A 16,528-nucleotide genomic window follows, 5' to 3' on the forward strand; every position below is an offset into this window, starting at 1 on the left:
GAAAGGAATTTTAATTGCATATGAATAACAAAAATATTATCCTGCAAATCGTTTTTAATTACATCATGTCCCTTGTATTCATCTGGTTTACTATTAATTCTGTATCCACTGAAGGATGGGGTATTTTCCCAGTATTATTTGTGCTATTCGCCACTAGTGATTTCGTACGTGCGTCTAAACTATTAGATATTTATTTAAAAATAAAAAAGGGCGGCAAACCTAAATAGGTTTGTCGCTTTTTTTACTCTTCTTCTGATTCTTTTTTTTCTTCTTTTTCTTCTTTTTTATAATGATCTAAGAAATAAATCAACGTTTGTAATTCATTGGTTAAATCAACATTTTGTACACGCATATCATCTGATACAGATATACGAATAGGTGTAAAGTTCATAATCCCTTTTACGCCTGCTTTTGCCAATTCATTCGCTGTTTCTTGGGCTGCTTGTGTTGGGACCGTCAAAATCACGATTTCGATTTGCTGTATTTTAAGCTGTTCAATCATTTCACTCATCGGATAAATAGGTACCCCACTTAATATTTTTCCAATGATTTCTTCATTAATATCAAAAGCTGCACTAATTCTCATGTTGTTGCTTTGGTGAAAATTGTAATTCAATAAAGCATGTCCTAAGTTACCTACACCAATTAAAGCCACATTGGTTAGTCGGTCTTGTTTCAATGTTTTACTAAAAAAGTTCATTAGATTCTCTACATCGTAACCGTATCCTCTTTTTCCTAAAGCTCCAAAGTAAGAAAAATCACGGCGAATAGTTGCACTATCCACTTTTACTGCTTCGCTTAATTCTGTTGAAGAAATACGGTCTTTGCCTGCATCATGCAAGAAACGCAAATAACGATAATAAATAGGTAAGCGTTTAGCTGTTGCTTTTGGCACAGTTAGTTTATTCATCATTTTCCTCCATTAATTTTTCTCATTAACTTTTCAATTAATATTTTCACAAGTATATACTATCAACTTGAATTTCACAAACTATTTTTCTCTCAACGTTTTCATTATAGCATTCTTTATAGATAAAATGATAACTTTTTCTTAACTTACTAGGCTATCCCTCCTCCCTATATTTTTATCCCTATCCGTTTAAAAAATCTGCTTGTGAAGTCAATTTTTAATTTACTGGAGTAATATCAGAATTTACAGTTGTATGATAGACTAGAGTAGAGAATAACGAAATGAGGAAATTAGATGATTTTATTACAAGTTCAACAAGTGGCTCGTTATTTTGGAGCTGACGTACTATTTGAAAATACTTATTTGGAGGTCCAAGAAAATTCAAGAATGGCTTTAGTTGGTCGAAATGGTGCTGGGAAATCTACTTTATTGAAAATGATTGCTGACATTGAACAACCTGATGCAGGTCAAATTATTAAAAGCAAGCAAGTAACCATAGGCTATCTTGCACAAAATACTGGCTTGCATTCAAATGACTCCATCTGGAATGAAATGTTAGCTGTTTTCGAACCCGTTATCCAGCTAGAAAAAGAGATGCGTAAAATAGAAATCCAACTTGGAAATCCGGTTCTTTTAGCAGATGAAATATTATACCACAAAACATTAGAACGTTACGATCAGTTGCAGCATGATTTTAAACTAGCCAATGGTTTTGGCTATGAAGCAGAAATACGTTCTGTTTTACATGGTTTTCGTTTTTATGAAGAAGATTATCAAAAAAATATTCATCAATTATCCGGTGGACAAAAAACCCGTCTTGCATTAGCAAAACTACTATTAGAAAAACGAGATTTGTTAATCTTAGATGAACCAACGAATCACTTAGACATAGAAACACTCAACTGGTTAGAAAATTATTTACAAGCCTATCAAGGAGCTTTGCTAATTGTTTCCCATGACCGCTATTTTCTAGATAAAGTAGTCAATGAAGTTTACGAAATCAGTCGTCAAAAAATGGTTCACTATAAAGGTAATTATTCTAAATACCTAGATTTAAAAGCTGCCCGTCTTGAACAAGAATGGAAAGAATACGAGAAACAACAAACAGAAATTGCTAAATTAGAAGATTTCGTCAATCGCAACTTAGTTCGAGCATCTACAACCAAACGAGCTCAAAGTCGGCGAAAACAATTAGATAAAATGGATCGGATTGACCGACCGCAAGGCGATGAAAAATCTGCTCACTTTCGCTTTCAAACAGAAAAAGAAAGCGGAAATGTTATTTTATCTTTAACCCATGGCGCTATTGGCTACCAAGATCATATTTTGTCTTCTCCTATTAATTTAGATATCAGAAAATATGATTCTATTGCATTAGTGGGACCAAATGGTATTGGAAAATCTACTTTGTTAAAATCTTTGATTGATGATTTGCCTTTAATTCAAGGAGAGAAACAAATTGGAACCAACGTTGATTTAGGTTATTATGACCAAGAACAAGCTAACTTAAATTCTAAAAAAACAGTGTTAAGTGAATTATGGGATAGTCATCCGACAACTCCTGAAAAAGATATTCGTAGTATTCTTGGCAGCTTTTTATTTTCTGGTGATGATGTTGAAAAATCCGTTACTAATTTAAGCGGTGGAGAAAAAGCTCGATTGGCACTAGCGAAGTTATCTATGAATCGCGATAATTTTTTAGTCCTTGATGAGCCCACCAACCATTTAGACATTGATAGCAAAGAAGTCCTGGAAAATGCCTTGATAGATTTTGACGGAACTCTTTTATTTGTTTCACACGACCGTTACTTTATCAATCGATTAGCGACCTCAATAGTTGAATTATCCCCAGAAGGTAGTACACTTTATTTAGGCGACTATGATTATTACGTTGATAAAAAAGCGGAACAAGAAGAATTAAAATTATTAGCTCTAGCGGAACAAGAAAAGGATGTCCCAACTCTTGAAACGGCTATAACAAATAAAAACCATCGCGAAATCGATAAAGAAACGCAAAAAAAAACTAGACAACTCTCACGTCAAATTGAAGCTCTTGAAGATAAGATGTCTAAAGTTGAGCAACAGATTGAGACGATTGAATCTCAATTAATTAATCCGGATGTATTTGGCGACCATGTTAAAGTTCAAGAAATCAATGGACAGTTGACTGACTTAAAAGTAAAAAATGAAGACTTGGCAAATGAATGGGAAGAGAAAAGTATGGAATTAGAAGAACTAGAGGGCTAACAGCATAAAAAACGCAATTGGGTTTTTAATCCAATTGCGTTTTTTTAATTAAAGCTCACCATAATTATCAAAAGAAAGTCCTGGTTGTGCATTTAAGTCATACCCGCTGAACTCTTGTCGATTGTATTTGACGTAAGCAGCCGCACCAATCATCGCTGCATTATCACCACATAAGGATAAAGGTGGTACGAGTAAGTCTACATCCGAAAGTTCTTCTTTTACAACTTTCGTTAAAGTATTTCTTAAGCCTTGATTGGCTGCGACACCACCGGCCATTACTAATTGTTTTACGCCTAACTCTTTAGCCGCTCGAAGCGTTTTGCTAACCAGTACTTCTATAACACTTGCTTGAAAACTAGCAGCTAAATTTTCAGGATTCAGTTGTTCCCCTTTTTGATCTGCATTATGCACCAAATTAATAAAAGAACTTTTTAAACCACTGAAGCTAAAATCATAATTATCATCTTTCAGCATAGCACGCGGAAAATGATATGTATCTTCACCTTCATGGGCCATCTCATCAATCCGCTTCCCACCAGGATACGGTAAACCCAAAACGCGTCCTACTTTATCATAGGCTTCTCCAGCTGCATCATCACGTGTTTCGCCAATGATTTTGAAATCACCATCTTCTTTCATATACACCAATTCAGTATGTCCGCCACTAACTACTAAAGACAACAATGGAAAAACTAGCGGCTGGACCAGGCGGTTTGCATAAATATGACCAGCCATATGATTGACTGCAATTAAAGGCAAATCGTGTGCGTAGGCCAATGCTTTTGCTGCGTTAACGCCTATCAATAAAGCCCCAACTAAACCTGGACCGTTGGTTACGGCAACGGCTGATAGATCACTGTAAGTAACATCTGCTTCTGTCATGGCTTCTTCAATACATTGTGTAATTTGCTCTACGTGATGCCGACTAGCAATCTCAGGTACCACTCCACCAAACCTCATATGACTCTTAATTTGTGATGCAATAATATTTGACAGCAGTAGATGCCCATCTTGAATAACTGCAACACTTGTTTCATCACAGCTTGTTTCAATGGCTAAAATTAAATTTCGTTTAGACTCCATGTGTTCACTCTTTCTCTTTTACATTTTTATTCTTCTATTTGTTCAATATATTGCATCACAATTGCATCTTCAATCGGATTACAATAATAATTTTTACGTACGTCTACTTCAGTTAGACCACATTTTTGATAAACCAATTTTGCTACTTGATTGGATGATCGAACTTCTAAAAAGAGTTGTTTCATTCCTTGCTCTTTTAAATAGGTTAAGCATGCCAACATCAACTTAGTGGCAATTCCTTGTTGTTTAAATTTTTGGTGCACACCAAAATTAGTGATTTCAGCTTCTCCTAAAAAATACCTGTACCCAATAAAACCAACGATTTCTTTATTCTTCATGGCCAAACCGTATCCTGCCAAAGGTGTTTCTAGATCTGTTTGAAAACTTTCAACCGACCAAGGTGACCCGTTAGGATAACTATTCTCTGCACTGTCATACAATTGTTCACTAGTTAAATTTATATTCTTAGGAAAGGCAATCTCGATTTTTTCCTTTACACAGTTATACTGACTCATATTTTCCTCACATTCTTAAAAGTGGTAAATTCATTTCTAACGCATCTTCATGGTCACCAGCGTAATACCCTTTTTTTACCCTTAATTCCTTAAATCCTAATTTCAGATATAAGTTTTGTGCCTGTTTATTTGAAGCTCTTACTTCTAAACTTATTTTATTCATATTTTGCTGTTCTGCTAGGTAAATCACTTTTTTTATTAGCGCGTAAGCTAGTCCATTTCTTCGTTTTTCTGGAACAACTGCAATATTTGTGATGTGAGACTCCCCATCGACGAACCAAGTTCCTATAAATGCAACAGCTTGTTTTTTGTCTCTAGCAATTAGGTATAACGCTCTCTTGTTATGAGTTAATTCTCGTCTCAACGCCCCTTCTCCCCAAGGTGTGGTGCCATTATAACTTAGTTTTTGTATCCGCAAAATATCAGAAATATCATCCTCTACTGCCATACTTAATTCAACCAACTGCTTATTATTGAGAACAATAGTTAAGTCTGATAATCGAACTTTTTCAGCTAAAGAGGGTTCCTGTATTGCATCCATAACATTTAAAACAGATTGCTGTGTCTTTAACCATTCTTTAAATCTTCTCAACATATGATTCCTCCAGCTGGTCTGGATGTTCTTTACGCCAATTTTCCTCCGCCTCTGCCAATTTCAAATAATGAGGCAGTATCGTATGAACGTCTACAGGCTCTTCCAGTAGTCCTAACAAACCTAAAACACTTGCTTTAGGCAAATGATTTTTTAGAGCGGCCGCTACTACTCGATCTCCCAATTGTTGTTCAAACATTTGTTGATGCAAGACACGATCTTCTCCAATTAGTTCGATGGTACCTGATAGATTTTTTAAATGACTTGCCCAAGTTTCTGCTGAAACGTGAGTATCTGGTTCAACTTGAATTAATTTCCCTGACTCCCATTTATACAAGCCCGTATAAATATTGCCACGTCTTGCATCAAATAATGGGACCAAATAGTTGGATGATTCTTCGCAGTTACCTGCTAGAACAGCAAGACTTGAAACGCCCGTAATTTCTTTTCCTAATGTCCATGCCAATGTTTTAGCAATAGTTACACCAATGCGCAATCCTGTATATGATCCTGGGCCTTGTGCAACAGTTATTCGATCTAAATTGGCAGGCTTCCAACCGACTTCCGCCATCAATTTAGCAATTGCAGGCATTAAACGTTGACTGTGATTTCCTTTTGTATTTGTGGTTATTTCTCCAATAATTTTTTGATTCTCTAAAACAGCAACGCTCATCGCTTGATTGGAAGCGTCAATTGCCAATAATCTCATCACTAAACGACTCCGTTCTTTTTCTATCTCATACGAGAAAATGTGTACCTTTATTTTAGCACATATTCTTTTAAAAATTAAGTAGGTTAGGAATTAAGCCTGTGCTGTCAAGATAAAGGATTATTCATAATTTTCTCGCAACCTACTAATCTATCTATTGTAACGGTTTGGGGGTATCCCCCTTTTTACTAGCCCAGTTAGGTATGAATTCTCCTTCATTCATCCGTTTCACTTTTTTTGGCCCAGTTAGAGGTTAGTTCTCCCTCACCTGTCTGTCATTCGGTGTCATAATATCAACGTAAAGAAGTAACGAAAGATTAAATATGCACTGTATGAGTCTGTACTCAAAAATCTTTTCCTTTAGTCAGCAATAAAAATATTCTTGTAAAAAAGCTAGGGATAAGGCACGTTTATTTAAATTTTTATTAAGGCCATTTCTTTATAAAAAAACGATTTAAATTAAAAAAACATAAATTGAAAAAAGCTTATTGTTTGATTTTATTTTTAAAAGAGGTATCATTTAATTATAGTAGTCGTTCACATTTTAGACGCAACTTGTTTTTATTCTTTTAAAACCATTTTGTGTAGCAATGACTGCTATTAAAAAATTACTTATTAGGAGGATGATAGCGTGACAGACAAAGATAGCGGAATGAAAGATAAATTAAAAGGTACTAAGGACAAAGCCGTTGGTTCAACTAAAGATGCCTATGGTGATGCAACTGATGATTTATCTAAACAAGCAGAAGGTAAAGCACAAAAAGCTAAAGGCGAAGTCGAAAAAAAAGTTGGAGAAGCTAAAGACGACAACAACGACCGCAAATAATTATACTATTTATTGAGAGTGCTACTTTGTAGTGCTCTCTTTTTTTATTTCTTGCATTGTAAAAGAGGTAAGGAGGAAAAAACGGCTTATATTTTAATACCTGGAGCAGCTAGAACTATTGGACAAGTAGCAACCTGTCAGGACATCGGATTTATATGGAGTCATAAAAGCTTACTAAGAAGTCCTCGCTGGTCTCTACGCCTTCACAAAAAATCAAGAAGCTATCGGTATTCGAATTGGGAATTTTAAAAAAATTAGGCAAACCAGATAAACAGTCTCATCCGTATGATTTAGCTGATTATGTATCTGCTCGCGATTTTTGTCAGTTGATTGATTGCGCATTAACTGCTGAACTCAAAGAATCTTTTTTGCTGGTTAACGGAATTTCTAATACTCCTTTTCCACACTTAGACATTGATCAAGCACGTGTTGCGATAGGATACCATCCGCAAGATAATGCATTTGAATAGGATTATTACTGTTAAATAAAGTGTTTATCTTTTAAAAATCAAATTAAAGCCAAACGTTTCTTTTTTTTAAAAAAGAAACGTTTGGCTTTTTTAAAGCTTATTATTTTGAGTGAACTGAAAACACTTTTGGTACTTTTGCTTTGAAACTTACTAATTCACCCGTTGTAGGATGGATGAGTGCTAATGTTGTTGCATGTAATCCCAGACGTTTCAATGGATTAACAGTAGAGCCATATTTTTTGTCACCCACAACCGGATGCCCAATTTCTTCCATATGGACTCTAATTTGATTTTTCCGGCCAGTCTCAAGTTGAATTTCCAATAACGTGAATGCTTCATTAGACTTAATTTTTTTATAATGTGTAATAGCTCGTTTTCCGCCGTTGTCAAACGAACTGGAGAAAACATGCATAGATTTATTTTCAGTTAGCCAAGAATCGACTGTTCCTTCGTCTTTCGCAATGACTCCTTCAACTAAGGCCGTGTAGATTCTCTCCTTTACGATATCTGACCAATTTTCTTGTAAAGCTAGCTTTACTTCTTCACTTTTTGCAAAAAGCATCACACCTGAAGTATCTCTATCTAAACGGTGAACCACAAAAACTCGATTCTTCTTATCGTCTTCCTTAACATACGTAGTTACTTGGCGATAGGCTGTCAAGTCGTGTTCACTTTTAGAAGCCATTGAAAGCATACCTGCTTCTTTGTTAATCACGATGATGTCTTTATCTTCAAATAATATACTGACTCCCACTAAGGCTTTTTCTTTAATAGCCTCCTTATTAGAAACAATTGATACTTTTTGTCCTGGAGATAAAAGATAGTTGTGCTGCTTGATATTTTTCCCATCAACCCATACTTGACCTCTAGTTAAGACGGACTTTATAGAATTGCGACTATTTTTAACCTTTTCTTCTATTAGAAAAGCCAACAATTCCATCGGCTCTTTAACCGTGTATTCTGTCGCTTTCGTTGCATCTTTATACTGGAATGATTTTTTCTCTATTCTTTTTTTAGCAGCAGGTTTAGTATTTCTTTTTGCCATGCTCTCACTCTCTTTCATCTTTGATTCATTTTTTATTAAGAACAACTGTTTTCTTACCAGCACGATTCTTCTCTTGCATAGTATAACGGAAAAAGACAAAAAAATAACCTAAAAACTGATTTCACTCCTATTTAGAGTTTTCAGTTCTTAGGATTAAATAATATGAGTATATAAACAAGTTTATTTTAGTTTGCCATAGGTGTTCCAAAAAGCTGAACAGCATAAATATTTTCCCCGTCAAAAGAAACTCCAATCCCAACTTCTTTGAATTCTTTACGAATCATATTTTCATAATGACCTGGGCTATCTACCCAACCATTAGACAATAATTCTGCCATCCCCGTTTCATCTAGATAATTCGTAGCCATACCTAGATTTTCACCGGCTAATTGGTAAACATACTTGTAATCGGCTTCTTCGAGAATAGTGAAGGTTTCACTACCGTCTGGTCTCGTATGCGAAAAAGATTCTTCTGTTTCCTTGGCTCGTTTTCGAGCCGCTTTTTTTAATTGAGCATTGGGTGTTAATTCAGGTAAATTATTTTCACGACGTACTTGATTCAACAAGTTAAAAATAGTGTCTTCTATTAATTTATAATCAATATTAGCTGTTGTTTCGTTTATCTCTTTTTCCGGTTCAGAAACTGCTGTTGATTCTTGTGGTTGGCTTTCAGGAATTGGAGTCACTTTTTTTAAGGATCCTTCACCTTCAATAATAGTTACGATTGATTCAGGATTAGGAATTTTCTCTACCGTATCAGAGAGAGTATCGCCTATCCATGTTCCTTGCAAGGCATTTGTCTTGCCTAGCCAAAAACCCAAAATTAATGCTATTGTCACTAATAATATAGAAGAAAAAAGTCTTTTCATGCTGGTACTCCTTTCGATTTAAATCAGTTTAACAAGTATCAGCAAAAAATAAAAGACATTTATAAATCTATTTACAACTTTTTTCTAATAACGCTATTCATCTTATTTAATGGCTAATCTCTTTACTTAAGGCAATAATTCTATCCACTGATTCTTCTAGATAACTGATAGTGTCATTTAATGGTTTAGTGGTTGTAATATCCACACCTGCAATCAGAGCAGATTTTCCAGGTTTATATTGGTCTCCTGATGCCAAGAACTCCAGCCACTCATTAACAGCAGACTGTCCTTCTTTTTGAATCCGTAAGAAAGCTTGGGTCGCTATCGTTAGTCCTGCAGAGTACGTGTAAGAATATAGACCCATATAATAATGACTTTGACGCATCCAAGTCAGTTCTGCACCAGGATTGATTTCAACAGCGTCACCCCAGAATTGGTTTAAAACGGATTTTTTAATGGCACATAATTTAGCTGCATCAAAACTTTTTCCATCATCGACTAGTTGGTAAACTTCTCTCTGGTAGGCCGCTTCCAATAAATGTGTAATAAAGTTATGGAAGTACGTGTTGGTTAACATATTTGTTAATGCAAATCGTTCTCTACGAGCATCTGTACTTTTTCGTTTCAATAAATCTGTCAATAATAATTCATTGAAAGTAGATGGAGCCTCAATCAAGTAAAGTGATGGCTCTTCACCTAAAATAGAGTTGGATTCAGCAGATAATATTGCTTGTCCAGCGTGACCAAATTCATGAATCAGGGTATAGACATCTGATAGTTGGTTTGTCCAAGACATTAAAACATAAGGATGCTTACCATATGGATTGGTACAAAAACCGCCTGTTGACTTCCCTTTATTTTGAACAAAGTCTACCCACCGTTCTGGGTAGGCCTTTAAGATAAGATCTACATAATCTTGACCTAGTATACTTAACGCATCTGCTACTAATTCTTTAGACTCTTCAACAGTTACTTTTAGCGAATAGTCTGAATCCAAATCTATTTTCAAATCAGCATACGTCATTTTATCTAACCCATTCTCTTCTTTAACATGACCAATATATTTTTGCATGACAGGAGCTAAGTCATTCATGATGGTATCGATTTGACGATTATATAAATCACGGTCGACTTCTTGATCAAATAATAAATAATCAAAAACTGAATCAAAGCCTCGCATCGTGGCTAGTGTTTTCTCTTTTTGCACTTGCGTATAGTAGGTTTCAGCTACTACATTTTGATAATTCGCTAAAACGGTAGAAAACTTATCAAAAGCCCCACGACGAATAGCCGTATCGGCATGATACATATAATAGTCTTCGTATGAAACAAAACTTAATGGATACTCTTTGCCTTCGACAGCAAAAGTGCCAAAATCCATATCTGCTAAACGTGCTTGTTCATATATAGATTCTGAAGCATTTAATACTGGACCAAGTTGGGCGAGGGCTTTCTCTACTGTTGGATCTAATTGAACATTCTTTTTTTCTTTGAGGTGACGAATATAAGGTGCAAATGCTCGTTCTGCTTCTGCAACTTGATTTAGAATCTCTGAATCATTTGTCATTAATTCAGAATCGAAAAAGGAAAGCTTGGCTTCTATCTCTGCTAACAAGTTATTTACAGAACGAGAAAGCTCTGTGTTAGTTGGATTCGTAATATCAACTGATTCTGGTAAAAAAGCATAATGGTTAATCAAAGAAGCTGATTGCATAATTTTTTCGTAATCCTTTAAAGCTGATTTGATAATCATGGCACCTACCAGTTGGTTTTCATAATCGCTACAAAACTTATCTGTTGCTATTTTTATTTCTTTAATCGCCTTTTCGAAGTCTGATTTTGTCTTATATAAAGCTGTTAAGTCCCATGTTAATTCTGTGGAAACATCTGCCCTGTTTTTCAATTTTTCTTGTACCATTCATAATCGCTCCTTTTCTCCATTATCTTTCATATCTAAGTATTAAAAATTTAAAAATTTAATTTTATTTTCTCATCTAGTATAACACTAAATAAAAACACAAAAAATATGTGAACTAAAAATCTCAAACAAAAAATGGGGTTTGGGATTAATGAAAGCATTCATCATTCGCTTGCAAATAAATATAGCTAATGTTTTCATTCATTAAATAATCATCTTGTAAAAAATGATATCTATTAAAGTAGTACAAAAAAAGGGAGTGGGACATAAAGCGTTTAGACCCGAATCACTTCATAAAAAAGCGCAAAATGGTTACAGACCATTGAGCATTATTCATGAAGTCGACGTCGGGTTTGCTTTTTGGAACACGTTCTAGAATAAAATTCGAATATGTGATAGAGACTAGGTCGTAATGTCCTAACCTCCTTTTAATCATTTATAATCTAATCTTGTCGCTTAGTTCGTAGATAATAAATATAAAAATTTGGTATAAGCGAACAAATAAAAAATATCGCCCCTATAATTAATCCTTCAAGGAGACCAAAACCGTCCGTAAGCGATAATAAAAAACCAATAATAATAGAAATAAGTGCACTTATAACAACTGAAATTATCAGTCCTTTCTTTGGAACTTTATTATTGGTTTCGTGTTCCACGTTAATACCCATAGATAAATACGTAGAAACAATAGTTCCAACAACAAAAACAAACCATAATGGATTTTCTGTCATTCCATTTATTCCTTTAGTGACTAAGTCATAACCTAAAATTCCGAGGATACCAATTGTTTGAATAAAATATGTGATTCTAACATTTTTTAAATTCTTTAGAATTAAACGCTCATCTTTAATTTTTTTCATTTTATATCATTCCTCTTCCTTCCAAAATAGTTCATCTAGTTTTTTATTAACTGCATAGCAGATTTTAAGACACAATTTCAATAATGGATGATATCTTCCTTTTTCAATCAGGCTAATCGTTTGGCGAGTAACGTCTATTCTTTCAGCTAATTGTTGCTGAGTTAAGCCAACCTGAACGCGTGCAACCTTTACTCTATTTTCCACTAATATGATTTACCTCCTTCTATTTAATACGCTTATATAGTAACATATAGATGTCATCATTCACTATATATGTTACGTTTTTTGTGAGTCTTAATTCAAAAATTAAAACTATTCAATCTTGAATCATTCATAGTATCTGCTACAGAGATATTTTTATCAGTAGTGGAGAAATAGAGTTTCAGAGTACAAACTCAGAAATGAGTTTGTTAACCTTTCTTTTTTACTTTGCGATGACCACGATTTGATTATACTGGTTAAGTTACCGTTCTGTATTCAAAAAAACAGACAACCTTTAAGAGAATTATTATCGACTTGTCAGAACCCGTGTCGAAATGGATAAGTTAGGGATATTTTTCGTCTGACTTGACCAAAAAAGATATTTATACAAAACAATTTCAAGTTTTCTCTCATTTATTGTTTCACTTTTTACTCTATTTTCTTCTATAAGATACTATCATTTTAAAACCAACTCTCCTTGTTTCACTATTAAATATATCTCGTTGTATTTAATAGTTCACGCAACCAGTGGGTTCTATCTTAGCACATATTGGTCACTCCCAGATTCTTTAGTTTATTTTATCAGTAGAAACTAAAAAAGATGAACCTATTCAATATAGGCATCATCTTCTAGTTACGTATTTCTAACCATTCCATAGAACTGCACTCTTAATTACTTAACTTAAAAAACTTCCATTGATTCATCATAGCTATCATTTTCAGATAAATTTTTATAAAAGGCTGCAGTAGTTGCATTTAGATATGGGTTTAACCATAAGAACCCGATTCCTAAAGATAAGATACTTAAGATTCCCCAACCGATAAAGCTCAATTGCAATACAAAGTATTCCCACTTGTGTCCATCCATCATTTTTTTACTTTCTGTGATGCAATCAAGGGCAGATACTTTTCCACCTTCCGAAACTGATTTTCGATCTTTAAAAATAAAGTAAGCTTGAGAATAAGAAAACGATTTTATAATTCCTGGTATAACCAGTAGTAATGCCCATAAAAAAACAAAGATAGACGTCATAAGATAGATAAGTAACGTACCTAAAAAGTATTTTTTTGTAAATACTTGAAAAGCTTGTTTAAGTGATTGAATGCGCATTTCTGGGTCCCTCAACCAATCTAAAAAAGTATATGAAATCCCAACGGTAATCAACGTAGAGATAATACCTGCACTTGTAGTTCCAGAACCATTGTCCCCATCGTTAGATGCCATGCTATAACTAACCGGGTTCAGCCCTATTTCTCGCCAGAGAACGGCTAATACACTCAAAGAAATCGCCATTACGATTATGAACAACAATGTCGGTACTACATTTAATAAGATTGCATCTTTCCATCTTCCGCTTAACAACTCTTTTGCTTCTGCTTTTAATTCTACTCTACTTTTGTATCTTCTCAAAAAAATCAGTCCTTTCATCTATCTGTTTACTTAACTACACTCCCTATTTTAATTATACTATATATAACACTCTTTTTAAAATGAATTCATTCTTACTGATTTCGTAAAAAAAATTCATTAGTTACTTAAATAAATTATCAAATGATTAGCTTTCTTAAACATTCCAATGTGTTCTTTATTTTTATTCTATTAATAAAGTTCATCTTTTCATATGGTATACTATAAAATAGTTAGCGCTCTTATATAAATAAATTTCTTTTTTTCTTACTCTAATCTGGAGGGAATCAGTCAATTGATTAAATCACCGAGTCTAAACTTACGCTTTTCAAGTCTTCAAGGACTTTATTGGATGTGTTTTTGTGTTACGTATGGATTTGCTTCAGTTTTCTTACTAGAGAAAAATTTTGATAATCAAGGTATCGGTTTTATTCTAGCTGCATCAAATATCCTCTCTGTTTTTCTCCAACCAACATTAGGTTCTTTGATTGATCGCTTAAGTAAATTAACATTGAAATTTGTCATGTCTTCAATTGCTATTTTAGCGATTCTGCTGTTAGTCCTATTAATCTTTTTATCTAACTTTGCTTTATTAGATGCTCTATTGTATACTTTGATCGTTTCGTTAACTTTAACTTTACAACCCTTAATTAATTCTTTGTCATTTGAGTACATCAATGCAGGTATGGCTATTAATTATGGGGTAACTAGAGGCGTTGGTTCTCTTAGTTTCGGTATAACTTCTTTCTTTTTAGGACAATTATTGAGTCGTTATAATGCTACTGTCCTTCCTATTATTTGTTTAGGTTTATACATTTTATTGTTAGTTTTGATTTTAAGTTTTCCTAGTCTAGACAGCAACGATCTATCTTCAACCTTATCTGTGCATCCGGCCGAAAATTTATTTGTCAAAGAGACTATGTTAACATTCATCAAAAAATACAAATACTTTGGCTTTCTTTTAATTGGAATTGCTTTTCTTTTTCTTTTTCATACTATTGTTAATACTTATCTCTTTCAAATTGTCACGAGTTTGGGTGGGGATGATAGCGATTTCGGTTTAGCTCTAACTATTGCAACAATTTGTGAATTACCAGCCATGTTAGGATTTGATTATTTACAACAGAAATTTAAAAGTGGTAAAATGTTACTATTTGCTGGTATCTTTTTTGTCATCCGAAGCTTCGTATTTTTATTTTCTAGTTCTCTTTGGATGCTAGTTATTGCTCAGTTGCTTCAAGGCTTGGCTTTTGCCGTTTACACTCCCGCTATTTCTTATTATGTAAACAATTTAATGAGCAACTATGATAAAATAAAAGGGCAAACATTTGTTATAGGGGCAGCAACATTAGGAAGTGTTTTTGGTAGTATTATTGCCGGTTGGTTGTTAGACTCCGCTGGCATAACACCTATGCTAGTTGTTGGGAGTATTGCGGCATTCATAGGCAGCGTACTACTCATTTTTTCTGTCCGTACCGATATTTAATTAAGAAGGAAGGATCAAACATAATGAAACACTATCATTTCTTGCTATTTGATATCGATGATACGATATTGGATTTTAAAGCTACAGAAAAATCAGCTTTGACTTTCTTATTTGAACAGCAAGGGCTTACCTTGACTACTGAAATTGAAAATAACTACAATCAAATTAATCAGAGCTTATGGCAAGATTTCGAACAAAATAAAATCATTCGTGATGACATATTCTCTTCTCGTTTCCCACTACTATTCAAAGAATTAAACGTAGATATTGATGGTATACTATTTGAACAAAATTACCGACATTTTTTGAATCACGGATATGACTTGGTTGATGGCAGTTTGAAATTATTAAAAGAACTAAGCTCTAGACACTCCATTTATGCCGTTACTAACGGGGTATCAAAAACACAATACCAAAGGATGGGAGCTGCAAAACTATTGCCGTTGTTTAATGATATCTTTGTGTCTGAAGATACAGGTTATCAAAAACCAATGAAACATTATTTCGATTATGTTTTTGAGCGTATTCCAAATTTTTCAATCGAGCAAGCATTAATGATTGGTGATTCTTTAAGTTCCGATATCCTTGGAGGTCAAACGGCTGGCATAGATACTTGTTGGTTTAACCCAAACTTAAAACCATCTAATCCCCTAATTCAACCTACTTACCAAATTACTAAACTTGATGAATTACATGATATCGTAAAATAAAAAAAGCTTTTACCTAAAGATACCTTTTAACTGGTATTTTAAGTAAGAGCTTTTTGCTTTACACAATCTTATTTCAACTACTCACTATTTTTTTCGAGAGTAGATTATTATGACAATTCCTTCATCAACAGTGTATTGTTCTAAATGCAATTCCAAAAGAGGATTCCCATCAGCAAATAACCTCGTACCATTCCCTACAATCACAGGAATCATTCCAATAATGTATTCATCAATCAAATCTTCTTTAATTAAACTATTACAAACACTCGCTCCGCCAAATACCCAAATGTCTTTTCCTGCAATAAGCTTTAAGTCTTTAACCAATGTAGCTAAATCACCATTAAAAAATTCAATATTTTCTGTTTTGGGCTTATCTGTTGAATGAGTTAAAACAACTATCCTTTTACCTGCAAATAACTCGATACTCCCTGATGGCAAATCATTATAAGCTGTTTTTCCGAGTATCAATGTGTCACAAGCATTTAAAAATACCGAAAAACTAAACTGATTATCTGTATTATTCGATTTGTCTCCATCACCGTGTATCCAATCAAATTGATTCTTTTCGTCTACAATTCTTCCATCTAAGCTAATAGCTAAATTTAATATAACTTTTCTCATTTTTCATCCCCTTAATAACGATTTAATTTATCTATACGGTAATGCCATAGAATAAACT

The 16,528-nt window shown here is 33.9% G+C and carries 18 protein-coding genes; 6 read left to right on the plus strand and 12 right to left on the minus strand.

The window, feature by feature from the left end; genetic code table 11:
• The first annotated feature begins 20 nt into the window (after nucleotides 1-20).
• Nucleotides 21-227 (plus strand): DUF4305 domain-containing protein, encoded by a 207-nt coding sequence (locus BR44_RS06055; RefSeq protein ID WP_034551265.1) that lies wholly within the window; start codon nucleotides 21-23, stop codon nucleotides 225-227.
• 14 nt (nucleotides 228-241) lie between these two features.
• Here the strand turns inward: BR44_RS06055 and BR44_RS06060 are convergent, their stop codons facing one another.
• Nucleotides 242-910: a redox-sensing transcriptional repressor Rex gene (locus BR44_RS06060; protein ID WP_034551268.1), complete on the minus strand. Its 669-nt coding sequence runs from the start codon at nucleotides 908-910 to the stop codon at nucleotides 242-244.
• Between the two features lie 294 nt (nucleotides 911-1,204).
• On the opposite strand from BR44_RS06060, the gene BR44_RS06065 reads away from it, so the two are divergent.
• Complete coding sequence (locus BR44_RS06065) at nucleotides 1,205-3,157, plus strand: ABC-F family ATP-binding cassette domain-containing protein (protein WP_034551271.1); 1,953 nt, start codon at nucleotides 1,205-1,207, stop codon at nucleotides 3,155-3,157.
• 48 nt (nucleotides 3,158-3,205) lie between these two features.
• Here BR44_RS06065 and tsaD read toward each other — a convergent pair whose 3' ends face one another.
• The 4 genes from tsaD to tsaB are packed head-to-tail and all read right to left on the minus strand — an operon-like array spanning nucleotide 3,206 to nucleotide 6,056.
• The gene (gene tsaD, locus BR44_RS06070) at nucleotides 3,206-4,240 is read right to left on the minus strand and encodes a tRNA (adenosine(37)-N6)-threonylcarbamoyltransferase complex transferase subunit TsaD (RefSeq protein WP_034551273.1); all 1,035 of its coding nucleotides are present in this window, start codon (nucleotides 4,238-4,240) and stop codon (nucleotides 3,206-3,208) included.
• 26 nt (nucleotides 4,241-4,266) lie between these two features.
• On the minus strand, nucleotides 4,267-4,755 hold the full coding sequence (gene rimI / locus BR44_RS06075; protein ID WP_034551276.1) for a ribosomal protein S18-alanine N-acetyltransferase: 489 nt from the start codon (nucleotides 4,753-4,755) through the stop codon (nucleotides 4,267-4,269).
• A gap of 7 nt (nucleotides 4,756-4,762) precedes the next feature.
• On the minus strand, nucleotides 4,763-5,350 hold the full coding sequence (gene rimI / locus BR44_RS06080; RefSeq protein WP_051912568.1) for a ribosomal protein S18-alanine N-acetyltransferase: 588 nt from the start codon (nucleotides 5,348-5,350) through the stop codon (nucleotides 4,763-4,765).
• A complete protein-coding gene (gene tsaB, locus BR44_RS06085; protein ID WP_034551278.1) occupies nucleotides 5,334-6,056 on the minus strand; it encodes a tRNA (adenosine(37)-N6)-threonylcarbamoyltransferase complex dimerization subunit type 1 TsaB in 723 nt (240 codons plus the stop codon). The genes rimI (BR44_RS06080) and tsaB overlap by 17 nt, the downstream gene beginning before the upstream one ends.
• A gap of 631 nt (nucleotides 6,057-6,687) precedes the next feature.
• Between tsaB and BR44_RS06090 the strand changes: the two genes are divergently transcribed.
• Both BR44_RS06090 and BR44_RS11120 read left to right on the plus strand, forming a co-directional pair.
• Nucleotides 6,688-6,882 carry a CsbD family protein gene (locus BR44_RS06090; RefSeq protein ID WP_034551279.1) on the plus strand — a complete coding sequence of 65 codons (195 nt, stop codon included), beginning with the start codon at nucleotides 6,688-6,690 and terminating at the stop codon, nucleotides 6,880-6,882.
• Nucleotides 6,883-7,118: 236 nt separating this feature from the next.
• Nucleotides 7,119-7,352: a hypothetical protein gene (locus BR44_RS11120; protein ID WP_051912570.1), complete on the plus strand. Its 234-nt coding sequence runs from the start codon at nucleotides 7,119-7,121 to the stop codon at nucleotides 7,350-7,352.
• Between the two features lie 100 nt (nucleotides 7,353-7,452).
• Here BR44_RS11120 and BR44_RS06100 read toward each other — a convergent pair whose 3' ends face one another.
• The 6 genes from BR44_RS06100 to BR44_RS06125 all read right to left on the minus strand — a co-directional run bounded on the left by BR44_RS06100 (nucleotide 7,453) and on the right by BR44_RS06125 (nucleotide 13,656).
• Nucleotides 7,453-8,397 carry an RluA family pseudouridine synthase gene (locus BR44_RS06100; protein WP_051912573.1) on the minus strand — a complete coding sequence of 315 codons (945 nt, stop codon included), beginning with the start codon at nucleotides 8,395-8,397 and terminating at the stop codon, nucleotides 7,453-7,455.
• A gap of 185 nt (nucleotides 8,398-8,582) precedes the next feature.
• Entirely contained in the window at nucleotides 8,583-9,266 is a 684-nt protein-coding gene (locus tag BR44_RS06105; protein ID WP_034551281.1) for a CAP domain-containing protein, read from the minus strand.
• A 106-nt stretch (nucleotides 9,267-9,372) separates the two neighbouring features.
• Nucleotides 9,373-11,184, minus strand: coding sequence for an oligoendopeptidase F (gene pepF / locus BR44_RS06110; protein ID WP_051912575.1), 1,812 nt, complete (start codon nucleotides 11,182-11,184; stop codon nucleotides 9,373-9,375).
• 443 nt (nucleotides 11,185-11,627) lie between these two features.
• Entirely contained in the window at nucleotides 11,628-12,044 is a 417-nt protein-coding gene (locus tag BR44_RS06115) for a DUF1761 domain-containing protein (RefSeq protein ID WP_034551283.1), read from the minus strand.
• Between the two features lie 6 nt (nucleotides 12,045-12,050).
• The gene (locus BR44_RS06120; protein WP_034551284.1) at nucleotides 12,051-12,248 is read right to left on the minus strand and encodes a helix-turn-helix transcriptional regulator; all 198 of its coding nucleotides are present in this window, start codon (nucleotides 12,246-12,248) and stop codon (nucleotides 12,051-12,053) included.
• Between the two features lie 679 nt (nucleotides 12,249-12,927).
• On the minus strand, nucleotides 12,928-13,656 hold the full coding sequence (locus BR44_RS06125) for a DUF975 family protein (protein WP_034553034.1): 729 nt from the start codon (nucleotides 13,654-13,656) through the stop codon (nucleotides 12,928-12,930).
• A 292-nt stretch (nucleotides 13,657-13,948) separates the two neighbouring features.
• On the opposite strand from BR44_RS06125, the gene BR44_RS06130 reads away from it, so the two are divergent.
• Nucleotides 13,949-15,139, plus strand: coding sequence for an MFS transporter (locus BR44_RS06130; RefSeq protein ID WP_034551287.1), 1,191 nt, complete (start codon nucleotides 13,949-13,951; stop codon nucleotides 15,137-15,139).
• A 23-nt stretch (nucleotides 15,140-15,162) separates the two neighbouring features.
• Nucleotides 15,163-15,849: a YjjG family noncanonical pyrimidine nucleotidase gene (locus BR44_RS06135; protein WP_034551288.1), complete on the plus strand. Its 687-nt coding sequence runs from the start codon at nucleotides 15,163-15,165 to the stop codon at nucleotides 15,847-15,849.
• Between the two features lie 84 nt (nucleotides 15,850-15,933).
• Here the strand turns inward: BR44_RS06135 and BR44_RS06140 are convergent, their stop codons facing one another.
• On the minus strand, nucleotides 15,934-16,470 hold the full coding sequence (locus BR44_RS06140; protein ID WP_034551289.1) for a dihydrofolate reductase family protein: 537 nt from the start codon (nucleotides 16,468-16,470) through the stop codon (nucleotides 15,934-15,936).
• Nucleotides 16,471-16,528: the final 58 nt, after the last annotated feature.

This window comes from Carnobacterium funditum DSM 5970 (genome assembly GCF_000744185.1).
GTDB lineage: Bacteria > Bacillota > Bacilli > Lactobacillales > Carnobacteriaceae > Carnobacterium_A > Carnobacterium_A funditum.